This is a genomic window from Caulobacter vibrioides (assembly GCF_002310375.3).
Classification (GTDB): Bacteria; Pseudomonadota; Alphaproteobacteria; order Caulobacterales; family Caulobacteraceae; genus Caulobacter; species Caulobacter vibrioides_D.
This window is the reverse complement of sequence record NZ_CP023315.3, coordinates 970,946-985,173: the sequence shown is the minus strand read 5'-3', so window position 1 is coordinate 985,173 and position 14,228 is coordinate 970,946. Positions and strand designations below refer to the sequence as shown.

Below are 14,228 nucleotides of genomic sequence, written 5' to 3'. Positions count from 1 at the left end.
TTTAGAAGACCAAGACCATGACCGTTTTCGTTCTCGGCTCGATCAATCTGGACGCCGTCGCGCGGGTCGATGACCTGCCCCGCCCTGGCGAGACCGTCGCGGGTCTTTCGCTGGAACTGTTCCTGGGCGGCAAGGGCGCCAACCAGGCCGTCGCCGCCGCCCGCATGGGGGTCGCCACGCGCCTGATGGGCGCGGTGGGCGGCGACGACAGCGGCGCGGGCCTCAAGGCCAAGCTGGCCGGCTATGGCGTGCAGGTGGCCGATGTTGCGGAACTGCCAGGCGTGCCGACGGGCCAGGCCCACGTCTGGGTCGCCAACAGCGCCGAGAACATGATCGTCGTGACCGCCGGCGCCAACGCCATGGTCACGCCCCAGCAGGTCTCGGCCACGCCGATCGAGGGCCAGCGCGTCCTGCTGTGCCAACTGGAGACCCCGCTCACCGCGATCGAGGCCCTGTTCCGCACCGGCTCGGCCAAGGGCGCCTTGCGCATCCTGAACGCCGCCCCCGCCCTGCCGCAGGGCGCGGCCTTGTTCCCGCTGACCGACATCCTGATCGTCAACCAGACCGAGCTGGCCTCCTACGCCAAGCTGGACCGCGATCCGGTCAAGCTGGAAGAGGTCTCGATCGCGGCGCGCAAGCTGATGAGCCGTCCCGACCAGACCATGATCGTCACGCTGGGCGCGGCGGGCGCGGCCGTGGTGCGGCGCGACGAGGCGTTCCTGGTCGAGGGCAAGAAGGTCAAGGCCGTCGACACCGTCGGGGCCGGCGACTGCTTCTGCGGCGCCCTGGCCGCAACCCTGGCCCAAGGCATGGACCTGGCCGAAGCCGTCGAGACGGCCAACGCCGCCGCCGCCCTGTCGGTGCAGAAACCAGGCGCCGCGCCGTCGATGCCCAGCCGCCGCGAGGTCGAGGCGTTTCTGGAGGGGTGAGGCGGGCGCCGGGCGGCTCGGGATTCTGGAGGCAGGCTCGAGACCGCTTTTGACCCTGGGCGGACAGTTCGAAAATCCTCCCCCCAGAGGGGGAGGAGGCCGAAGGCCGGAGGGGGAAGTTCTGCCGAGCCGGCCTCTTCCCCCTCCGTCGGCTTCGCCGACACCTCCCCCGCTGGGGGGAGGATTAGGTCCCCCCCTCACTGACCTTCCGAGCGTCCGGTTCAGGGGAGGGGCGGTCAATGTCCGGAGGTCGGCGTGGGTCTCATTTCCATTCCCGACCCTGGGCAGACCTTGGCTCCCTGCGTCCTTCGAGGCGCGCTCACGCGCGCACCTCAGGATGAGGTGTTCAGCAACAGACTCCCTCATCCTGAGGTGTGAGCCGTAGGCGAGCCTCGAAGGACGCAGGGCGGTGGAAGCCGGACCTCCCCGGCGAACGCCGGGGCCGAAGACGCAGATCCTCCCCCAGCGGGGGAGGATTGGTCCAAGCGCCCCCTCAGGCCGCCCGGATCCCAGATCCGCTCTCGACCGCCGCGCCGACCACGGCGTCGTAGCCGAGGATCATGTCGACGTCCTTGCCGTTGCTGGCCAGCGGCAGGCGCAGCCACAGGATCGACATGTGCGGCGCGCCGCGCCAGGCCAGGCTGTGGACGCCGACGCCGGGACGGCGCTCGTCCACGACCTTGTCCAGCTCCTTGCGCCAGTAGTCGACCGCGGCGGCGTTGTAGACGTCGCCGATCAGGCGGCCGGTGATCTCGCGGCCATAGACCCCGTAGAGTCCGGTGCCCGCCAGACGCAGGCGATAGTCGCGCGGCGCGCCGCCGACCACGTCGATCAGGCTGACGGTCGGCAGCAGCCGCTTCATGCTCGCAGGGTGCACGTCGACGCGCGCAGGGAGGCTAGCCCCCCGACGGAGGGACGCCCAGTAGGCGAACATCTCCTGGTGAGCGCGGGCCGCCGTAGCGGATGCGCTCAATTGCGCGGACATCTTCAGAGTCCTTAACAAGCTATTGGAATCACTTCGATTCACTATCGCTTAAGGAACGAATCGGCGGCAAGTGAAAAACATGTCGCGCGACAAGATTCCCGGGGAGAGTCAACCGTCAACGACAACGCCCGCCGTCCGGGTTCGGACGACGGGCGCTGAGCTTTGCAAGGGCCGCGAACGGCCAAGCTTTTGTTCCGACTCGGCTATTTCGCCTTGCGCGCGGGTTTACGACCGCCTTGGCCCAGGCCCATCTGCTTGGCGAGGTTGGAACGCGCCTCGGCGTAGTTGGGAGCGACCATTGGGTAATCCTTGGGCAGGCTCCACTTGGCGCGATAGTCTTCAGGCGTCAGGTCGTACTTGGTGCGCAGGTGGCGCTTGAGCGATTTGAACTTCCGGCCGTCTTCCAGGCAGATCAGATAGTCGGGCGTGATCGACTTCTTGACCGGCACCGCCGGCTCCTTGGGCGCCGGCGCGGGCTCGGCGGCCGGGACGCCGACATTGGCCAGCGCGGCATGCACTTGCTTGATCAGGGCGGGCAGGTCGGCGGTCGAAACGACGTTGTTGCCGACATAGGCGGAAACGATGCCCGCCGTCATCTCGATCAGGTCCGATTGATCTTCCATATGCCTCGCCCGTCGCCAAAACTTTTTGTTGGTCCGGCTGATTCCCAGATCAGTTGAGGGGTGCATACCCAGATTGCACACAGCGAGCAACACGGAGGTCATCAAGAGATCATTTGTAATGATCTAATGTTCACCTTCCCCTACGGGCTCATGAAATGGTGTGACCGGGCAGGTGATTTTCTGAGTATCGGTCGCGGAAGCTATTCGATATCGGCGATATCCAGATCTTAGCGGCCGAAGTCGCGCGAGAGCGCCAGCATCGCGGCGCGTTGCGGGGCGGAGTATTCGTCGACAGCCCCCTCGTCGCCGTCGCGGATCGCCTTCAGGAGCGCCGGCGTCAGGGCCGAGGTCAGCGACCAGTTCCAATAGCGCAGCACCGTCTGGGCGCGGTCGACGGCGATGGCGTCATAGACCGTCAGCACGCGCTCGAGATTTGCGTCAGTGGCGCCGGTGCGGTCGACCTCCTGCCGGCGCAGGCCGCGCCATAGCTGGCGAATGCAGGCGCGGGGCAGGCCGGTGGCCTTGCACAGGATCGCCAGCGGCTCGCCGCCCGGATCGGTGAAGATCTTGGCCCCGGTCATCGGCTTCAGGCCCGACAGATACGAGATCTCCTCAGCGATCTCGCGGGTGAAGCCCCCCTCCCCGGCCGCGACGGCCTCGTCGAGGCTGTCGAACGGGCTCTTGGCGATGGCGGCGCGGTTGCGCTGGCGACGCTCGATGAACTGCAGCGCCTTGCGCGACAGCGGATCCTGCCAGCCCTCGGCCGAGGCCAGGGCGAAGACGTCGCCGACCGCGTCCTGCAGGATCTCGCGCGACACCGCGAAGCGCTGGAGGATCGTGCGCCGGGCGTCGGAATCCGCCCACCAGAACATCACATAGGCGTGGCTGGGCCGCAGCTCGGCGCGGCGCAGCAGCAGCGGGATCAGGTGCTGGGCGTCGCGCGTGGCGGCCACGATGTTCTCGACGCCCTGGTGGCTGAGCTTGACCAGTTCGTTGCGCAGCAGGGTCTCGATGACCGCGGCCTCGCCCATGTCGATCAGGGCGTCGGCGACCACCTCGCTGACGCCGCGACGCTGGGCGATCAGACGGCGGTGCTCGGTCGTGGCCTGATAGAGGCAGCTGATCAGGTCGGCGTCCGACAGCTTCTCGGAATCGACCAGCAGGGCGCGCGCCACCGGCAGTTCGTCGCGCAGCAGCAGACGCACCAGCACGCCCGGCATCTCGTTGAGCATGGCCAGACGACGCGCCACCTTCTCGCGCTCGCCGATATTGGCGTCGCGCAGCATCTCGACCAGCAGGTCGGCGGTCATCGAGCGCTCGAAGGCGTTGATCCGGCTGCTGGGCAGGCAGACGACGTCGGCCAGTCGCTTGAGCAGGGTCGAGCGCGAGCGCCGCGTGGCCTTGGGGGCCTCGGGCTCGTCGAACGACGGTGTCAGCGCGGCTTCGTTCATGGCTGCGAACAGACCAGAGCGTGATTAACGGCCGGTGAGCGGCGACGCGGCAAATGCGCCGACGCCCCCTCCGTCTCGCCGCCTATCGGCGTCGAGACACCTCCCCCGCATGCGGGGGAGGATGAAAACCCTCCTCACCCGTGAAACGGGGGAGGTGGCGTGGCGCGAAGCGACGCGACGGAGGGGGCGCTCAAAGCCCTACCGGAACTCCGGCTGCTCCCATTCCGGCCAGATGTCGGGCACGTCGCTCGAGACCTTGTTGGGATAGACGGGCGCGCGCTTTTCGAGGAACGAGGTGACACCCTCCTTGGCGTCGCCGGACGAACCGCGCGACTGGATGGCGCGGCTGTCGGCCTTGTGCGCTTCCATCGGATGGTCGGCGCCGGCCATGCGCCACAGGAGCTGGCGGGTCAGGGCCACCGAGACGGGGGCGGTGTTGTCGGCGATCTCACGGGCCAGGGCGCGGGCGGCGGGCAACAGCTCGTCTGGCGCGTGCAGCGAGCGCACCAGCCCCTTCTCCAACGCCTCGGACGCGGGGAACACGCGACCGGTGTAGCACCACTCCAGCGCCGTCTGCAGGCCCACCAGACGCGGCAGGAACCAGCTGGAAGCGGCCTCGGGATTGATCCCGCGACGGGCGAAGACGAAGCCGAACTTGGCCTCGGTCGACGCCAGGCGGATGTCCATCGGCAACTGCATGGTGACGCCTACGCCCACGGCCGCGCCGTTGATGGCGCCGATGATCGGCTTGAGGCTGTCGTACATGCGCAGGGTCACGCGGCCGCCGCCGTCGCGATAGATGTCGCCGACCTTGCCCTCTTCACGCTCCAGCGCCTGCGGGTTCGTGCGGTCGAAGGTGGCGCCGCCGCCGCCGAGGTCCGCGCCCGCGCAGAAGGCCCGGCCCGCGCCCGTGATGATCACCGCCTTGACCGCGTCATCGGCGTCGGTGACGTCGAACACCTCGATCAGGTCCTTCATCATCCGCGCGGTGAAGGCGTTCATGCGGTCGGGGCGATTGAGGGTGATCGTCGCGATCCCATCCTCGACATCGTACAGCAGGGTCTCGAAGGTCGGTTTCGACATGGCGCTCTCCTCGGCCTTGATTTCAAACGATCGTATGACTTGAACCTGTCAGAGGACAAGGCCCGGTGCACACGCCGGGCGGTCTGCTGTTTTGGGTTTGCTGCGACGGCGCGTCGCGGCGCGCGATGGGCCAAGCTTTGCCATGCTTAAAGCGTCCGGACCCCCCCAATATCCGGACGCCCTACAGCGCCGGCGCGCGAGACGTAATCCTCGCGGCCGGCGCGCCCTTTCTAGCCCCGCTTCACCCCCAGCTTGCTGATCGCGTGCACGAAGTTGTTCGGCGCGATCTCGATGTTTCCGGTCCAGTTCAGATCGGGGAAGCGGGCCAGGATCTGGCGATAGGCCTCCTCCAGCTGAATCTGGGCGACGCGCTTGCCGATGCAGGTGTGCGGGCCATAACCGAAGGCGATGTGCTTGCCGGCGTTGGCGCGGGTGACGTCCAGCTGGTCGGGGTTCTCGAACATGGCCGGATCGCGATTGGCCGCGCCGTAATACATGATCGCCTTCTCGCCCTCGCGGATCAGCTGGCCGTTGACCTCGACGTCGCGGGTGGCGGTGCGGCGCATATAGACCACCGGGCTGACCATGCGGATGAACTCGTCGACCGCCCCGCCCAGCAGCGACGGATCGGCGATCAGCTTCTGCTTCTGGTCGGGGAACTCGGTCAGCAGCCGCATCGCGCCCGACAGGGTGTTGCGGGTGGTGTCGTTGCCGGCGAACACGATCAACAGCCAGGAGCCGTCGAGATACTCGTCGGGCAGCACCGCCCCGTCGACCTGGGCGCGCGCGATCGCGGTCATCAGGTCTTCCTTCGGGTCCTCGCGACGCTTGTGCAGCATCATGCGGCCGTACTCGAACATCTCCTCGACGTTGTTGTTGAAGTCCATGACGAACTGCATGAGCTCCAGCGTCGGCTGCATCGGCGCGTTGGCCTGCTTGACCGCCAGGTCCTGGGCGCGCTCGAGGTAGTGCATCCAGGTCAGGAACTTGGGCCGGTCTTCCGGCGGCACGCCCAGGATCTCGCACAGGGTGAACAGCGGCAGCACGCTGGAGAAGTGCTCGACCATGTCGATCTCGGCGCCGTTGGCCAGCAGCGGCTCCATCTCGTCGAGCAGGCGCGTCACCTCGCCCCTGACGCGCTCGGTCAGGGCGCGCAGATAGGACGGGGTGAAATAGGGCATGTGCTCGCGACGCAGCTGCAGGTGATGCGGCGCGTCCATGTTGATCATGGTGTCCATCGAGGCGCGGAACAGCAGCGCGTGGCGCTTCTCCGGCGCGCCCATCGACATCAGGATGCCGCCCCGCTGGGACGAGAAGGTCTCGGGGTCGCCATTGACCCGGTGAACGTCCTCGTAGCGCGTCAGGGCCCAGAACCCCGGACCATCGAACGGCTCGGGATGCCACATCACCGGCGCCTCTTGCCGCATCCGGGCGAAATCGGCCCAGGGCTGACCGCTGGTGAAGCGGAAGATGTCGGCCAGATTAACGTCCGAGAGCGTCGGATAGGTCGGAGGCGCGCCGGGCCCCGCCTTGCCGTCCACCACCGTCTGACTGATCAGGTCCATATAACGCCTCACTGGAATGGGTTTCCGTTAGCGTCAGGATACCTAAGATCAAGGTTCGACCAACGGCGCCGCGACGGCAACTTGCGCAATGGCCGGACCTGGGCTCATCCTCTCAACTAAACGCCGATCACGCGACGAGAACGCTGACGGCAGAGGGAGAGACGCGATGACCGGGATCATCGAGGCCGACTACGTTATCGTGGGCGCGGGATCGGCGGGCTGCGTGCTGGCGGCGCGCCTGTCGGAGAACGGCCGCTACAAGGTGGTGCTGCTGGAGGCGGGCGGCGACGACCGGCCGACCAAGAACCTCTCCCAGTTCGCCTCGAACATGATGATCCACATTCCGGTCGGCTACTCGTCGACCCTGAAGGATCCCAAGGTCAACTGGCTGTTCACCACCGAGCCCGACCCCGGCACGGGCGGTCGCACCCACGTCTGGCCGCGCGGCAAGGTGCTGGGCGGCTCGTCCTCGATCAACGCCATGCTCTATGTGCGCGGTCAGGCCGCCGACTACGACGGCTGGCGGCAGCTGGGCTGCGAGGGCTGGGCCTGGGACGACGTCCTACCCTACTTCCGCAAGGCCCAGAACCAGGAGCGCGGCGCCTGCGACCTGCACGCCACCGGCGGTCCGCTGAACGTCGCCGACATGCGCGACGCCCACCCGATCTCCGAAGCCCTGATCGAGGCCTGCGACCAGGCCGGCATCCCACGCTATCCCGACCTGAACGGCGCCGACCAGGAAGGCGCCACCTGGTATCAGGTGACCCAGAAGAACGGCGCGCGCTGCTCCTCCGCAGTCGCCTACCTGCACCCGGCCATGAAGCGCCCGAACCTGCGGGTCGAGACCAACGCCCTGGCCGTTCGCGTGCTGTTCGAAGGCAAGCGCGCCGTCGGCGTCGAGTTCATGCAGAACGGCGTCAAGCGCACCGCCATGGCGCGCGGCGAGGTCATCCTGGCCGGCGGCGCGATCAACTCGCCCCAGCTTCTGCAGCTCTCGGGCGTCGGCGCCGGCGGCCTGCTGCGCGAGCATGGGATCGAGGTCGTGGCCGACCTGCCCGGCGTCGGCGAGAACCTGCAGGACCACTATATCGTCGCCGCCCGCTATCGGCTGAAGTCCGGCACCGTCTCGGTCAATGAGCAGAGCAAGGGCGGACGCCTGGCCGCCGAGGCGATGAAGTACCTGCTGTTCCGCAAGGGCCTTCTGACCCTGTCGGCGGCGCACGTGGCGGCCTTCTGTAAGTCCCGCCCCGATCTGGCGGGACCCGACATCCAGTTCCACATCCTGCCTGCGACCATGGATCTGGAGAAGCTGTTCAACGAGCAGAAGATGGAGCTGGAAGGCGCGCCGGGCATGACCATCGCCCCCTGCCAGCTGCGTCCCGAAAGCCGTGGCCACATCCGCATCAAATCGGCCGATCCGTCGGTCTATCCGGCCATCTTCGCCAACTATCTGGCCGACCCGCTGGATCAGGAGGTCATTGTCGCCGGCCTGAAGTGGGCGCGGAAGATCGGTCAGCAACCGGCCATCGCCCAGTATGTCGAAAGCGAGATGAACCCGGGCCTTGAGGTCCAGACTGACGAACAGCTCCTGGACTTCGCCCGCCAGACCGGCTCGACGCTCTATCACCCCGTGGGCAGCTGCCAGATGGGGAACGGTCCGATGTCCGTCGTCGACGCGCAACTGCGCGTGCGCGGCGTGGAAGGCCTGCGCGTGGTCGACGCCTCGATCATGCCGCGCCTGATCTCCGGCAACACCAACGCCCCCTCGATCATGATCGGGGAAAAGGGCGCGGACATGATCCTGGCGGCGGCGCGGCAGCCCGTCGCCGCTTAGACAAATCCCGTGTCATCCCGGCCGTAGCGTAGCGGAGAGCCGGGACCCAGGGGCGGCGCGCACCGCGCTCAGTCTCCCCCTGGGTCCCGGATCGACCCTGCGGGCCGTCCGGGATGACACATCGAAATTGAGTTAGAAGCAGACGCAGAGGTCCCGGACTATGCACCCCTACCTCCACGCCCAGTCCCAAGGCGACAAGGCCGCCTACATCATGTCCGGCTCCGGCGAGGTCGTGACCTACGCCCAGCTGGATGCGCGCTCGAACCAGGGCGCGCACCTGTTCCGGTCGCTCGGTCTGGTCCCCGGCGACGTCATCGCCATCCTGATGGAAAACAACGCCCGCTTCTTCGAGGTCGCCTGGGCGGCCCAGCGATCGGGCCTGTATTTCGTCTGCATCTCCACCAAGCTGACCGCCTCCGAGGCCGAGTACATCCTGCAGGACTGCGGGGCCAAGGTGTTCATCACCTCCACGGCAATGGGCCCGATGATCGACGAGATCGCCGCCCTGGTTCCCGGCCTCTCGCTGTTCACGGTGGGCGGCGCGCACGGCCCCTACGCCGACTTCGTCGCGGCCCGTGAGAGCCAGCCGACCACGCCGATCGCCAATGAGAGCGCCGGCACGGACATGCTGTACTCGTCGGGCACCACGGGACGTCCCAAGGGGGTCAAGCCCGCCCTCAGCGACGGGCCGATCGACGCGCCCAACGCCCTGCAGATGATGGCCCAGGGCCTGTTCGGCTTCTCGGGCGACAGCATCTATCTGTCGCCCGCGCCGCTCTATCACGCCGCCCCGCTGCGCTGGTGCATGACCGTGCACAAGCTGGGCGGCACGGTCATCGTGATGGAGAAGTTCGAGCCTGAAACCGCCCTCGCCCTGATCGAACAGCACAAGGTCAACTGCGGCCAGTTCGTGCCGACCCACTTCGTGCGCATGCTCAAGCTGCCCGAGGATGCGCGCGCCAAGTACGACGTCTCATCGATGAAGTCGGCGGTGCACGCCGCCGCCCCCTGCCCCATCCCGGTCAAGGAACAGATGATCGCCTGGTGGGGTCCGGTGATCTTCGAATACTACGCCGGCACCGAGGGTAACGGCTTCTGCTGGATCAACTCGCAGAACTGGCTGACCCACAAGGGCAGCGTCGGCCAGGCCGTGCTGGGCGAGCTGCGCATCTGCGACGAGGCCGGCGATCCCGTGCCGCCGCGCACCGAAGGCACGGTCTATTTCGCCAACGGCCCAGCGGTGAACTACCACAACGCCCCGGACAAGACGGCCGAGAGCTACAACAAGCACGGCTGGACCACGCTGGGCGACGTGGGCTGGGCCGACGAGGAAGGCTTCCTCTACCTCACCGACCGCAAGAGCTTCATGATCATCTCGGGCGGGGTGAACATCTATCCGCAGGAGATCGAGAACCTGCTGATCACCCACCCCAAGGTCGCCGACGCCGCCGTGGTGGGCGCGCCGCACGAGGAGATGGGCGAGCAGGTGGTGGCGGTGATCCAACCGATGAACCTCGGCGACGACCAGGTCGCCCTGGCCGAGGAGCTGATGGCCTTCGCCCGCGCCAACCTCAGCCACGTCAAGTCGCCGCGCCGCATCGACTTCATGGCCGAACTGCCCCGCCACCCGACCGGCAAGCTCTACAAGCGCCTGATCCGCGACGCCTACTGGGGCAAGGGCGAGAGCAAGATCGTTTAGGGGGCGTCTTTCTCGTTGATCTTTCCCGAAGTTGCCACCACAAATCATAAAGTGGTGGCAACGAGGATCACATGGCTCTCCAACGCCTTCCCCTGGCGATCCATACGAACGTCGCCGAACTGCTGGACCAGCTTCGCGCCGCCCAGATCACCGCGTTCGGAGACGGAGCGAGCTTCCTGCGCCGTGAACGCAAGGGGCGCTACTATTGGTACGTCCGATCGCCGCAATCCCAGGGCGAACGGCGCGAGCGCTATCTCGGCCTTGAAACGCCCGAACTCCTGCAGACGATCGAACAAGCCAAGCAGGTGAAAAGCGCCTCGGAAGGGCGGCGGATGCTGGTCCGCGTCCTTCGCGCCGCTGGCCTTCACGCCCCCGACAATCGCACGGGACGGGTCCTGCAGGTTCTGGCTCAAGCCGGCGCATTTCGCTTAAGAGCCGCTGTGGTCGGAACGGTGGCGTTCCAGACCTACGGGGGCCTGCTGGGGTTCACCCTGCCTTCCACGGCTGTCCGGACCGGCGACCTCGACATCGCCCAAGACTACGGAATCTCCGTGGCGCTGGACGATCGCCTGGACCAGACGTTCCTCGACATCTTGCGCGGCGCGGATCCCGCCTTCAGCGCCGTGCCGAAACTCGATCCCGGCAAGAGCACGACCTATCGCACGCCTGACGGCTATGCGGTCGATGTGTTGACGACCAGCCGCCATCCCGGCGACGAGGAGACTTCGCGACTGGAGGCCCTGAACACCGACGCGACGCCTCTTCGATTCCTCGATTTCCTGCTCCGCGACACGGTGGAGGCCGCTGTTCTCCACGGTGACGGGGTGCTGGTGCGTGTCCCCGCGCCCGCACGCTACGCGGTCCATAAGCTGATCATCTCGCGCAAGCGTGGCCAGGCCAATCCCAAGCGGCGCAAGGATTTCGAGCAGGCCGAGACCTTGATCCACGCCCTCGCCCAGGAAGACCCCTTCGCCCTGCGCGAGGCCTATGCCGAGGCGCGCGATCGCGGAGAGGCCTGGCGTGAGCTGCTGGACCAGGCCGTATCACAGCTGCCCGAACCCGCGCGCGCCGCCTTGGAGCCTTGAGCCGACTTGCCCTTCGGGGCGACGCATGCGACCAATCCAAACAACTGTTCGAGGGAGAAATCACATGAAGGAAGTCGCCTACGCCGACATCGCCGGCCTGGTGGGCCAGGAGCTGGGTGTCTCGGACTGGGTCGAGATCACCCAGGAGCGCGTCAACCTGTTCGCCGAAGCCACCGGCGACCACCAGTGGATCCACGTCGATGTGGAACGCGCCACCCAGGAAATCGGTGGGCCGATCGCCCACGGCTATCTGACCCTGTCGCTGATCCCGATGCTGGGCGCTGGCATCCTGCGGGTGACCGGCGTGACCCGCGGCATCAACTATGGCTGCGACAAGGTCCGCTTCACGGGCATGGTCCGCGTCGGCAAGAAGGTGCGGATGCGCCAGAAGCTGCTCAGCGTCGAGCCCAAGGCCGGCGGTCTGCAGATGAAGAACGAGTGCACGATCGAGATCGAGGGCGAGGAACGTCCCGCCTGCGTCGCCGAGACCATCTCGATCATCTACGGCTGATCAACGCTCCGCTCCCAGGCTGCTGAATCGCGATAGCGTTCGGCGGTCTGGAGAGCGCGAGATGGCCAAGCAGCACGACTACACCAGCCTGATCGAATGGACCGGCGACCGGGGCGAGGGCACGCGGACCTATCGCGGTTATGACCGCACCTGGACGATCGCCACACCCGGCAAGCCGCCGATAGCCTGCTCGAACGATCCGCTGCTGGGCGGCGATCCCACCCTGCACAATCCCGAGGACCTGCTGCTGTCCTCCTTAAGCGCCTGTCACATGCTCTGGTATCTGCACCTGGCGTCCAGCGCCGGGATCGTGGTCCGCGGCTATCGCGACAGCCCGCTGGGCGTGGGTGAAAGCACGCCCGACGGCGCGGGGCGGTTCCTGCGCGCCACCCTGCGGCCGCACATCGTGGTGGAGGCCGGCGCCGACCTCGCCAAGGCCGACGCCATCCACCATGAGATTCACAAGGTCTGCTTCATCGCCCGATCGGTGAACTTCCCGGTCGACTACGCAGCGACCTACGAGGAGGCCTGAGGGCCAGACCTCCTCGCGCGGCGTTACTTCGCCGGGACCACCGGCAGTTCGATGTAGGACTCCTGACCCGCCGCGTGATGGATCGCGTTGCGGGCCACCACGAACTTGGTCTCCTTCTCGTTGTCGCCGCCCGTGTTCAGGTTGCGGACAAACTTGGGGAAGTTCGACGAGGTGATCTCGATCCGGATCCGATGGCCCGGCAGGAAGGTGTTGCTGGTCGTGATCGGCGTGGGCTTCACGACGCTGACCGCGCCGGCCGTTAGCATCTTGGGCTTGTCGTAGCCGTCGCGATAGCGGGCCCGCATGATGGTGTCGCCGAGGATGTAGGCCGTGCCGTCCGGGGCCACGTCGACCAGCTTGACCGCAAAGTCGGTGTCCTTGGCGTCCGACGAGACATGCAGCACCGGTCGTACGAAGCCGGAGACCTCCATGGCCTCGGTCAGCGGCTCGCTGGTGTAGACCAGCACGTCGTCGCGCGCCTCGATCGGGCGCTGGTCGAAGGCGCCGGCGATCACTAGGCCGCCATTGCAGCAGTCGCCGCCGCCGATGGTCTGCACCGGATTGGCCGGATCATAGACATAGCGGTCGGCCTTTTCGCCGGCGGCCGGGGCGGCGGTCGACAACTTGCCATCGCCGTTCAGGCTGTTGGCGCGTCCGCCCGAGCGCAGATAGAAGCGCACCGTCTTGGCCTGTTGCGGCGGCCACTGGGCCGATTCACGCCAGGCGTTGGCGCCCATCGAGTAGTAGCGGACCGGCGGCGTCGAGGCCGAGAACGCGGTCGCATCCCCCTTCAGCCAGCGGTCGAAGAAGGCGTAGACCTCCTTCTCGGCGTCGAAGTCGATCGAGCCCAAAGCCCGGTCGCCCGACTTGTAGGGCCCGCTGAGAACCCGCGAATTGAAGCCGCAGTGGTTCGAGGGCGTGACCACCACGTACTGGTTGGCGCTGGCCTCCTTGTCGGAGTTCACCGTCCGGGCGTGGTTGAACAGGGCCATGTTCGGCCCGATCGACACGTCGTACCAGGAATTGAACCAAAGGGCCGGGACGCCCCAGCCTGCGTCGTCGTGATAGAGGCCGCCCTTGCGCCAGGCCGGATCGGCCGGGCCCTTGCGGTTGATCAGCTCTTCGAACGTGCCGGTCGGCTCGCCCAGGTTCTTCAGCATGTCGGCCACCGGCAGGTGACGGATCTGCTTGGGCCAGTCGACGGCGGGCTTGTTCGGCGCCAGGTCGTTGTACTTGGCCAGACGCGCGATGGTCGGCTGGTCCAGGCCCTTGGGCGGCTGCGGGTTCAGCGGGTTATCGACGCCGTACAGCCAGACGAAGAACAGGTTGCGCGGCACGCCGCCGGTGTACCAGTTGCCCTGCTCTTCGAACTCGCCGACCTTGCCGATGCCGGCGCCCGAGGCCTGCGGGACCATGGCCGCGTGGGCGGGGTGGTTCTGGGCCGCCAGGGCCAGCTGCCATTCGGCCGAGGACGAGCAGCCGCGCGTGCCGACCTTGCCGTTCGACCAGGACTGCTTGGCGATCCAGGAAAGGGTGTCGTAGCCGTCGGTCTGGGGCTTGCCCAGGATCTCCCAATCCCCTTCGGAATAGAAGCGGCCGCGCTCGTTCTGCAGCACCAGGGCGTAGCCGCGCTTGATCGCCTCCAGCGCGCTGCGGCTGCTGCCCACCTTGTAGGTCAGCTCGTTATACGGCGTCTTGATCAGGATGGTCGGCAGAGGCCCCTTGGCGCCCTTGGGCCGATAGACGTTGGTGGCCAGCCGCACACCGTCGCGCATCGGCACCATCTCGAACATCGTGACGTCGGCCTTTTGAGCCAGCTCCCGCTCGATCGCAGCGTCCGAAAACTGCGAATAGTCCTGCGCCAAACTTGGCGACGCGATCGCCAAGACCATGACGGCCGCACAAACCTTCATAGAACTATGCATTTCTGT

At 66.9% G+C, this 14,228-nt stretch carries 13 protein-coding genes and 1 pseudogene; 8 read left to right on the top strand and 6 right to left on the bottom strand.

Annotation, left to right across the window (positions count from 1 at the left end; genetic code table 11):
• The first annotated feature begins 17 nt into the window (after positions 1–17).
• Both CA606_RS04635 and CA606_RS04630 read left to right on the top strand, forming a co-directional pair.
• Positions 18–929 (top strand): ribokinase, encoded by a 912-nt coding sequence (locus CA606_RS04635; protein ID WP_096052188.1) that lies wholly within the window; start codon positions 18–20, stop codon positions 927–929.
• Positions 930–1,001: 72 nt separating this feature from the next.
• A pseudogene (locus CA606_RS04630) lies at positions 1,002–1,114 on the top strand (peptidase); the annotation flags it as partial.
• 308 nt (positions 1,115–1,422) lie between these two features.
• On the opposite strand, the gene mopJ reads toward CA606_RS04630, so the two are convergent.
• The 5 genes from mopJ to CA606_RS04605 all read right to left on the bottom strand — a co-directional run bounded on the left by mopJ (position 1,423) and on the right by CA606_RS04605 (position 6,636).
• Positions 1,423–1,920 carry a motility/cell cycle regulatory protein MopJ gene (mopJ, locus tag CA606_RS04625; protein WP_096053869.1) on the bottom strand — a complete coding sequence of 166 codons (498 nt, stop codon included), beginning with the start codon at positions 1,918–1,920 and terminating at the stop codon, positions 1,423–1,425.
• Positions 1,921–2,117: 197 nt separating this feature from the next.
• Positions 2,118–2,537 (bottom strand): MucR family transcriptional regulator, encoded by a 420-nt coding sequence (locus CA606_RS04620; protein WP_096052189.1) that lies wholly within the window; start codon positions 2,535–2,537, stop codon positions 2,118–2,120.
• 227 nt (positions 2,538–2,764) lie between these two features.
• Positions 2,765–3,988, bottom strand: coding sequence for a DUF2336 domain-containing protein (locus CA606_RS04615; protein WP_096052190.1), 1,224 nt, complete (start codon positions 3,986–3,988; stop codon positions 2,765–2,767).
• A 198-nt stretch (positions 3,989–4,186) separates the two neighbouring features.
• Positions 4,187–5,071, bottom strand: a complete 885-nt coding sequence (locus CA606_RS04610) for a crotonase/enoyl-CoA hydratase family protein (RefSeq protein ID WP_096052191.1) — start codon at positions 5,069–5,071, stop codon at positions 4,187–4,189.
• Positions 5,072–5,301: 230 nt separating this feature from the next.
• Positions 5,302–6,636 carry a cytochrome P450 gene (locus tag CA606_RS04605; RefSeq protein WP_096052192.1) on the bottom strand — a complete coding sequence of 445 codons (1,335 nt, stop codon included), beginning with the start codon at positions 6,634–6,636 and terminating at the stop codon, positions 5,302–5,304.
• 166 nt (positions 6,637–6,802) lie between these two features.
• Between CA606_RS04605 and CA606_RS04600 the strand changes: the two genes are divergently transcribed.
• The 6 genes from CA606_RS04600 (at position 6,803) to CA606_RS04575 (ending at position 12,297) form a co-directional block, all read left to right on the top strand.
• Positions 6,803–8,470 (top strand): GMC family oxidoreductase, encoded by a 1,668-nt coding sequence (locus CA606_RS04600; RefSeq protein ID WP_096052193.1) that lies wholly within the window; start codon positions 6,803–6,805, stop codon positions 8,468–8,470.
• Between the two features lie 4 nt (positions 8,471–8,474).
• Complete coding sequence (locus tag CA606_RS04595) at positions 8,475–8,606, top strand: hypothetical protein (RefSeq protein WP_181242884.1); 132 nt, start codon at positions 8,475–8,477, stop codon at positions 8,604–8,606.
• Positions 8,607–8,630: 24 nt separating this feature from the next.
• A complete protein-coding gene (locus tag CA606_RS04590; RefSeq protein ID WP_096052194.1) occupies positions 8,631–10,169 on the top strand; it encodes an acyl-CoA synthetase in 1,539 nt (512 codons plus the stop codon).
• Positions 10,170–10,240: 71 nt separating this feature from the next.
• The gene (locus tag CA606_RS04585) at positions 10,241–11,254 is read left to right on the top strand and encodes a nucleotidyltransferase family protein (protein WP_096052195.1); all 1,014 of its coding nucleotides are present in this window, start codon (positions 10,241–10,243) and stop codon (positions 11,252–11,254) included.
• 64 nt (positions 11,255–11,318) lie between these two features.
• Positions 11,319–11,765, top strand: a complete 447-nt coding sequence (locus CA606_RS04580) for a MaoC family dehydratase (RefSeq protein WP_010918826.1) — start codon at positions 11,319–11,321, stop codon at positions 11,763–11,765.
• A 61-nt stretch (positions 11,766–11,826) separates the two neighbouring features.
• The gene (locus tag CA606_RS04575) at positions 11,827–12,297 is read left to right on the top strand and encodes an OsmC family protein (protein ID WP_096052196.1); all 471 of its coding nucleotides are present in this window, start codon (positions 11,827–11,829) and stop codon (positions 12,295–12,297) included.
• A gap of 23 nt (positions 12,298–12,320) precedes the next feature.
• Here the strand turns inward: CA606_RS04575 and CA606_RS04570 are convergent, their stop codons facing one another.
• On the bottom strand, positions 12,321–14,222 hold the full coding sequence (locus tag CA606_RS04570) for a CocE/NonD family hydrolase (protein ID WP_096052197.1): 1,902 nt from the start codon (positions 14,220–14,222) through the stop codon (positions 12,321–12,323).
• Positions 14,223–14,228: the final 6 nt, after the last annotated feature.

Bases quoted from the DNA above. Each gene is read 5' to 3' on its own strand.
- CA606_RS04635 (WP_096052188.1), top strand. From the start codon at position 18: ATGACCGTTTTCGTTCTCGGCTCGATCAATCTGGACGCCGTCGCGCGG.
- CA606_RS04620 (WP_096052189.1), bottom strand. From the start codon at position 2,537: ATGGAAGATCAATCGGACCTGATCGAGATGACGGCGGGCATCGTTTCC.
- CA606_RS04615 (WP_096052190.1), bottom strand. From the start codon at position 3,988: ATGAACGAAGCCGCGCTGACACCGTCGTTCGACGAGCCCGAGGCCCCC.
- CA606_RS04610 (WP_096052191.1), bottom strand. From the start codon at position 5,071: ATGTCGAAACCGACCTTCGAGACCCTGCTGTACGATGTCGAGGATGGG.
- CA606_RS04605 (WP_096052192.1), bottom strand. From the start codon at position 6,636: ATGGACCTGATCAGTCAGACGGTGGTGGACGGCAAGGCGGGGCCCGGC.
- CA606_RS04600 (WP_096052193.1), top strand. From the start codon at position 6,803: ATGACCGGGATCATCGAGGCCGACTACGTTATCGTGGGCGCGGGATCG.
- CA606_RS04590 (WP_096052194.1), top strand. From the start codon at position 8,631: ATGCACCCCTACCTCCACGCCCAGTCCCAAGGCGACAAGGCCGCCTAC.
- CA606_RS04585 (WP_096052195.1), top strand. From the start codon at position 10,241: ATGGCTCTCCAACGCCTTCCCCTGGCGATCCATACGAACGTCGCCGAA.
- CA606_RS04580 (WP_010918826.1), top strand. From the start codon at position 11,319: ATGAAGGAAGTCGCCTACGCCGACATCGCCGGCCTGGTGGGCCAGGAG.
- CA606_RS04575 (WP_096052196.1), top strand. From the start codon at position 11,827: ATGGCCAAGCAGCACGACTACACCAGCCTGATCGAATGGACCGGCGAC.
- CA606_RS04570 (WP_096052197.1), bottom strand. From the start codon at position 14,222: ATGCATAGTTCTATGAAGGTTTGTGCGGCCGTCATGGTCTTGGCGATC.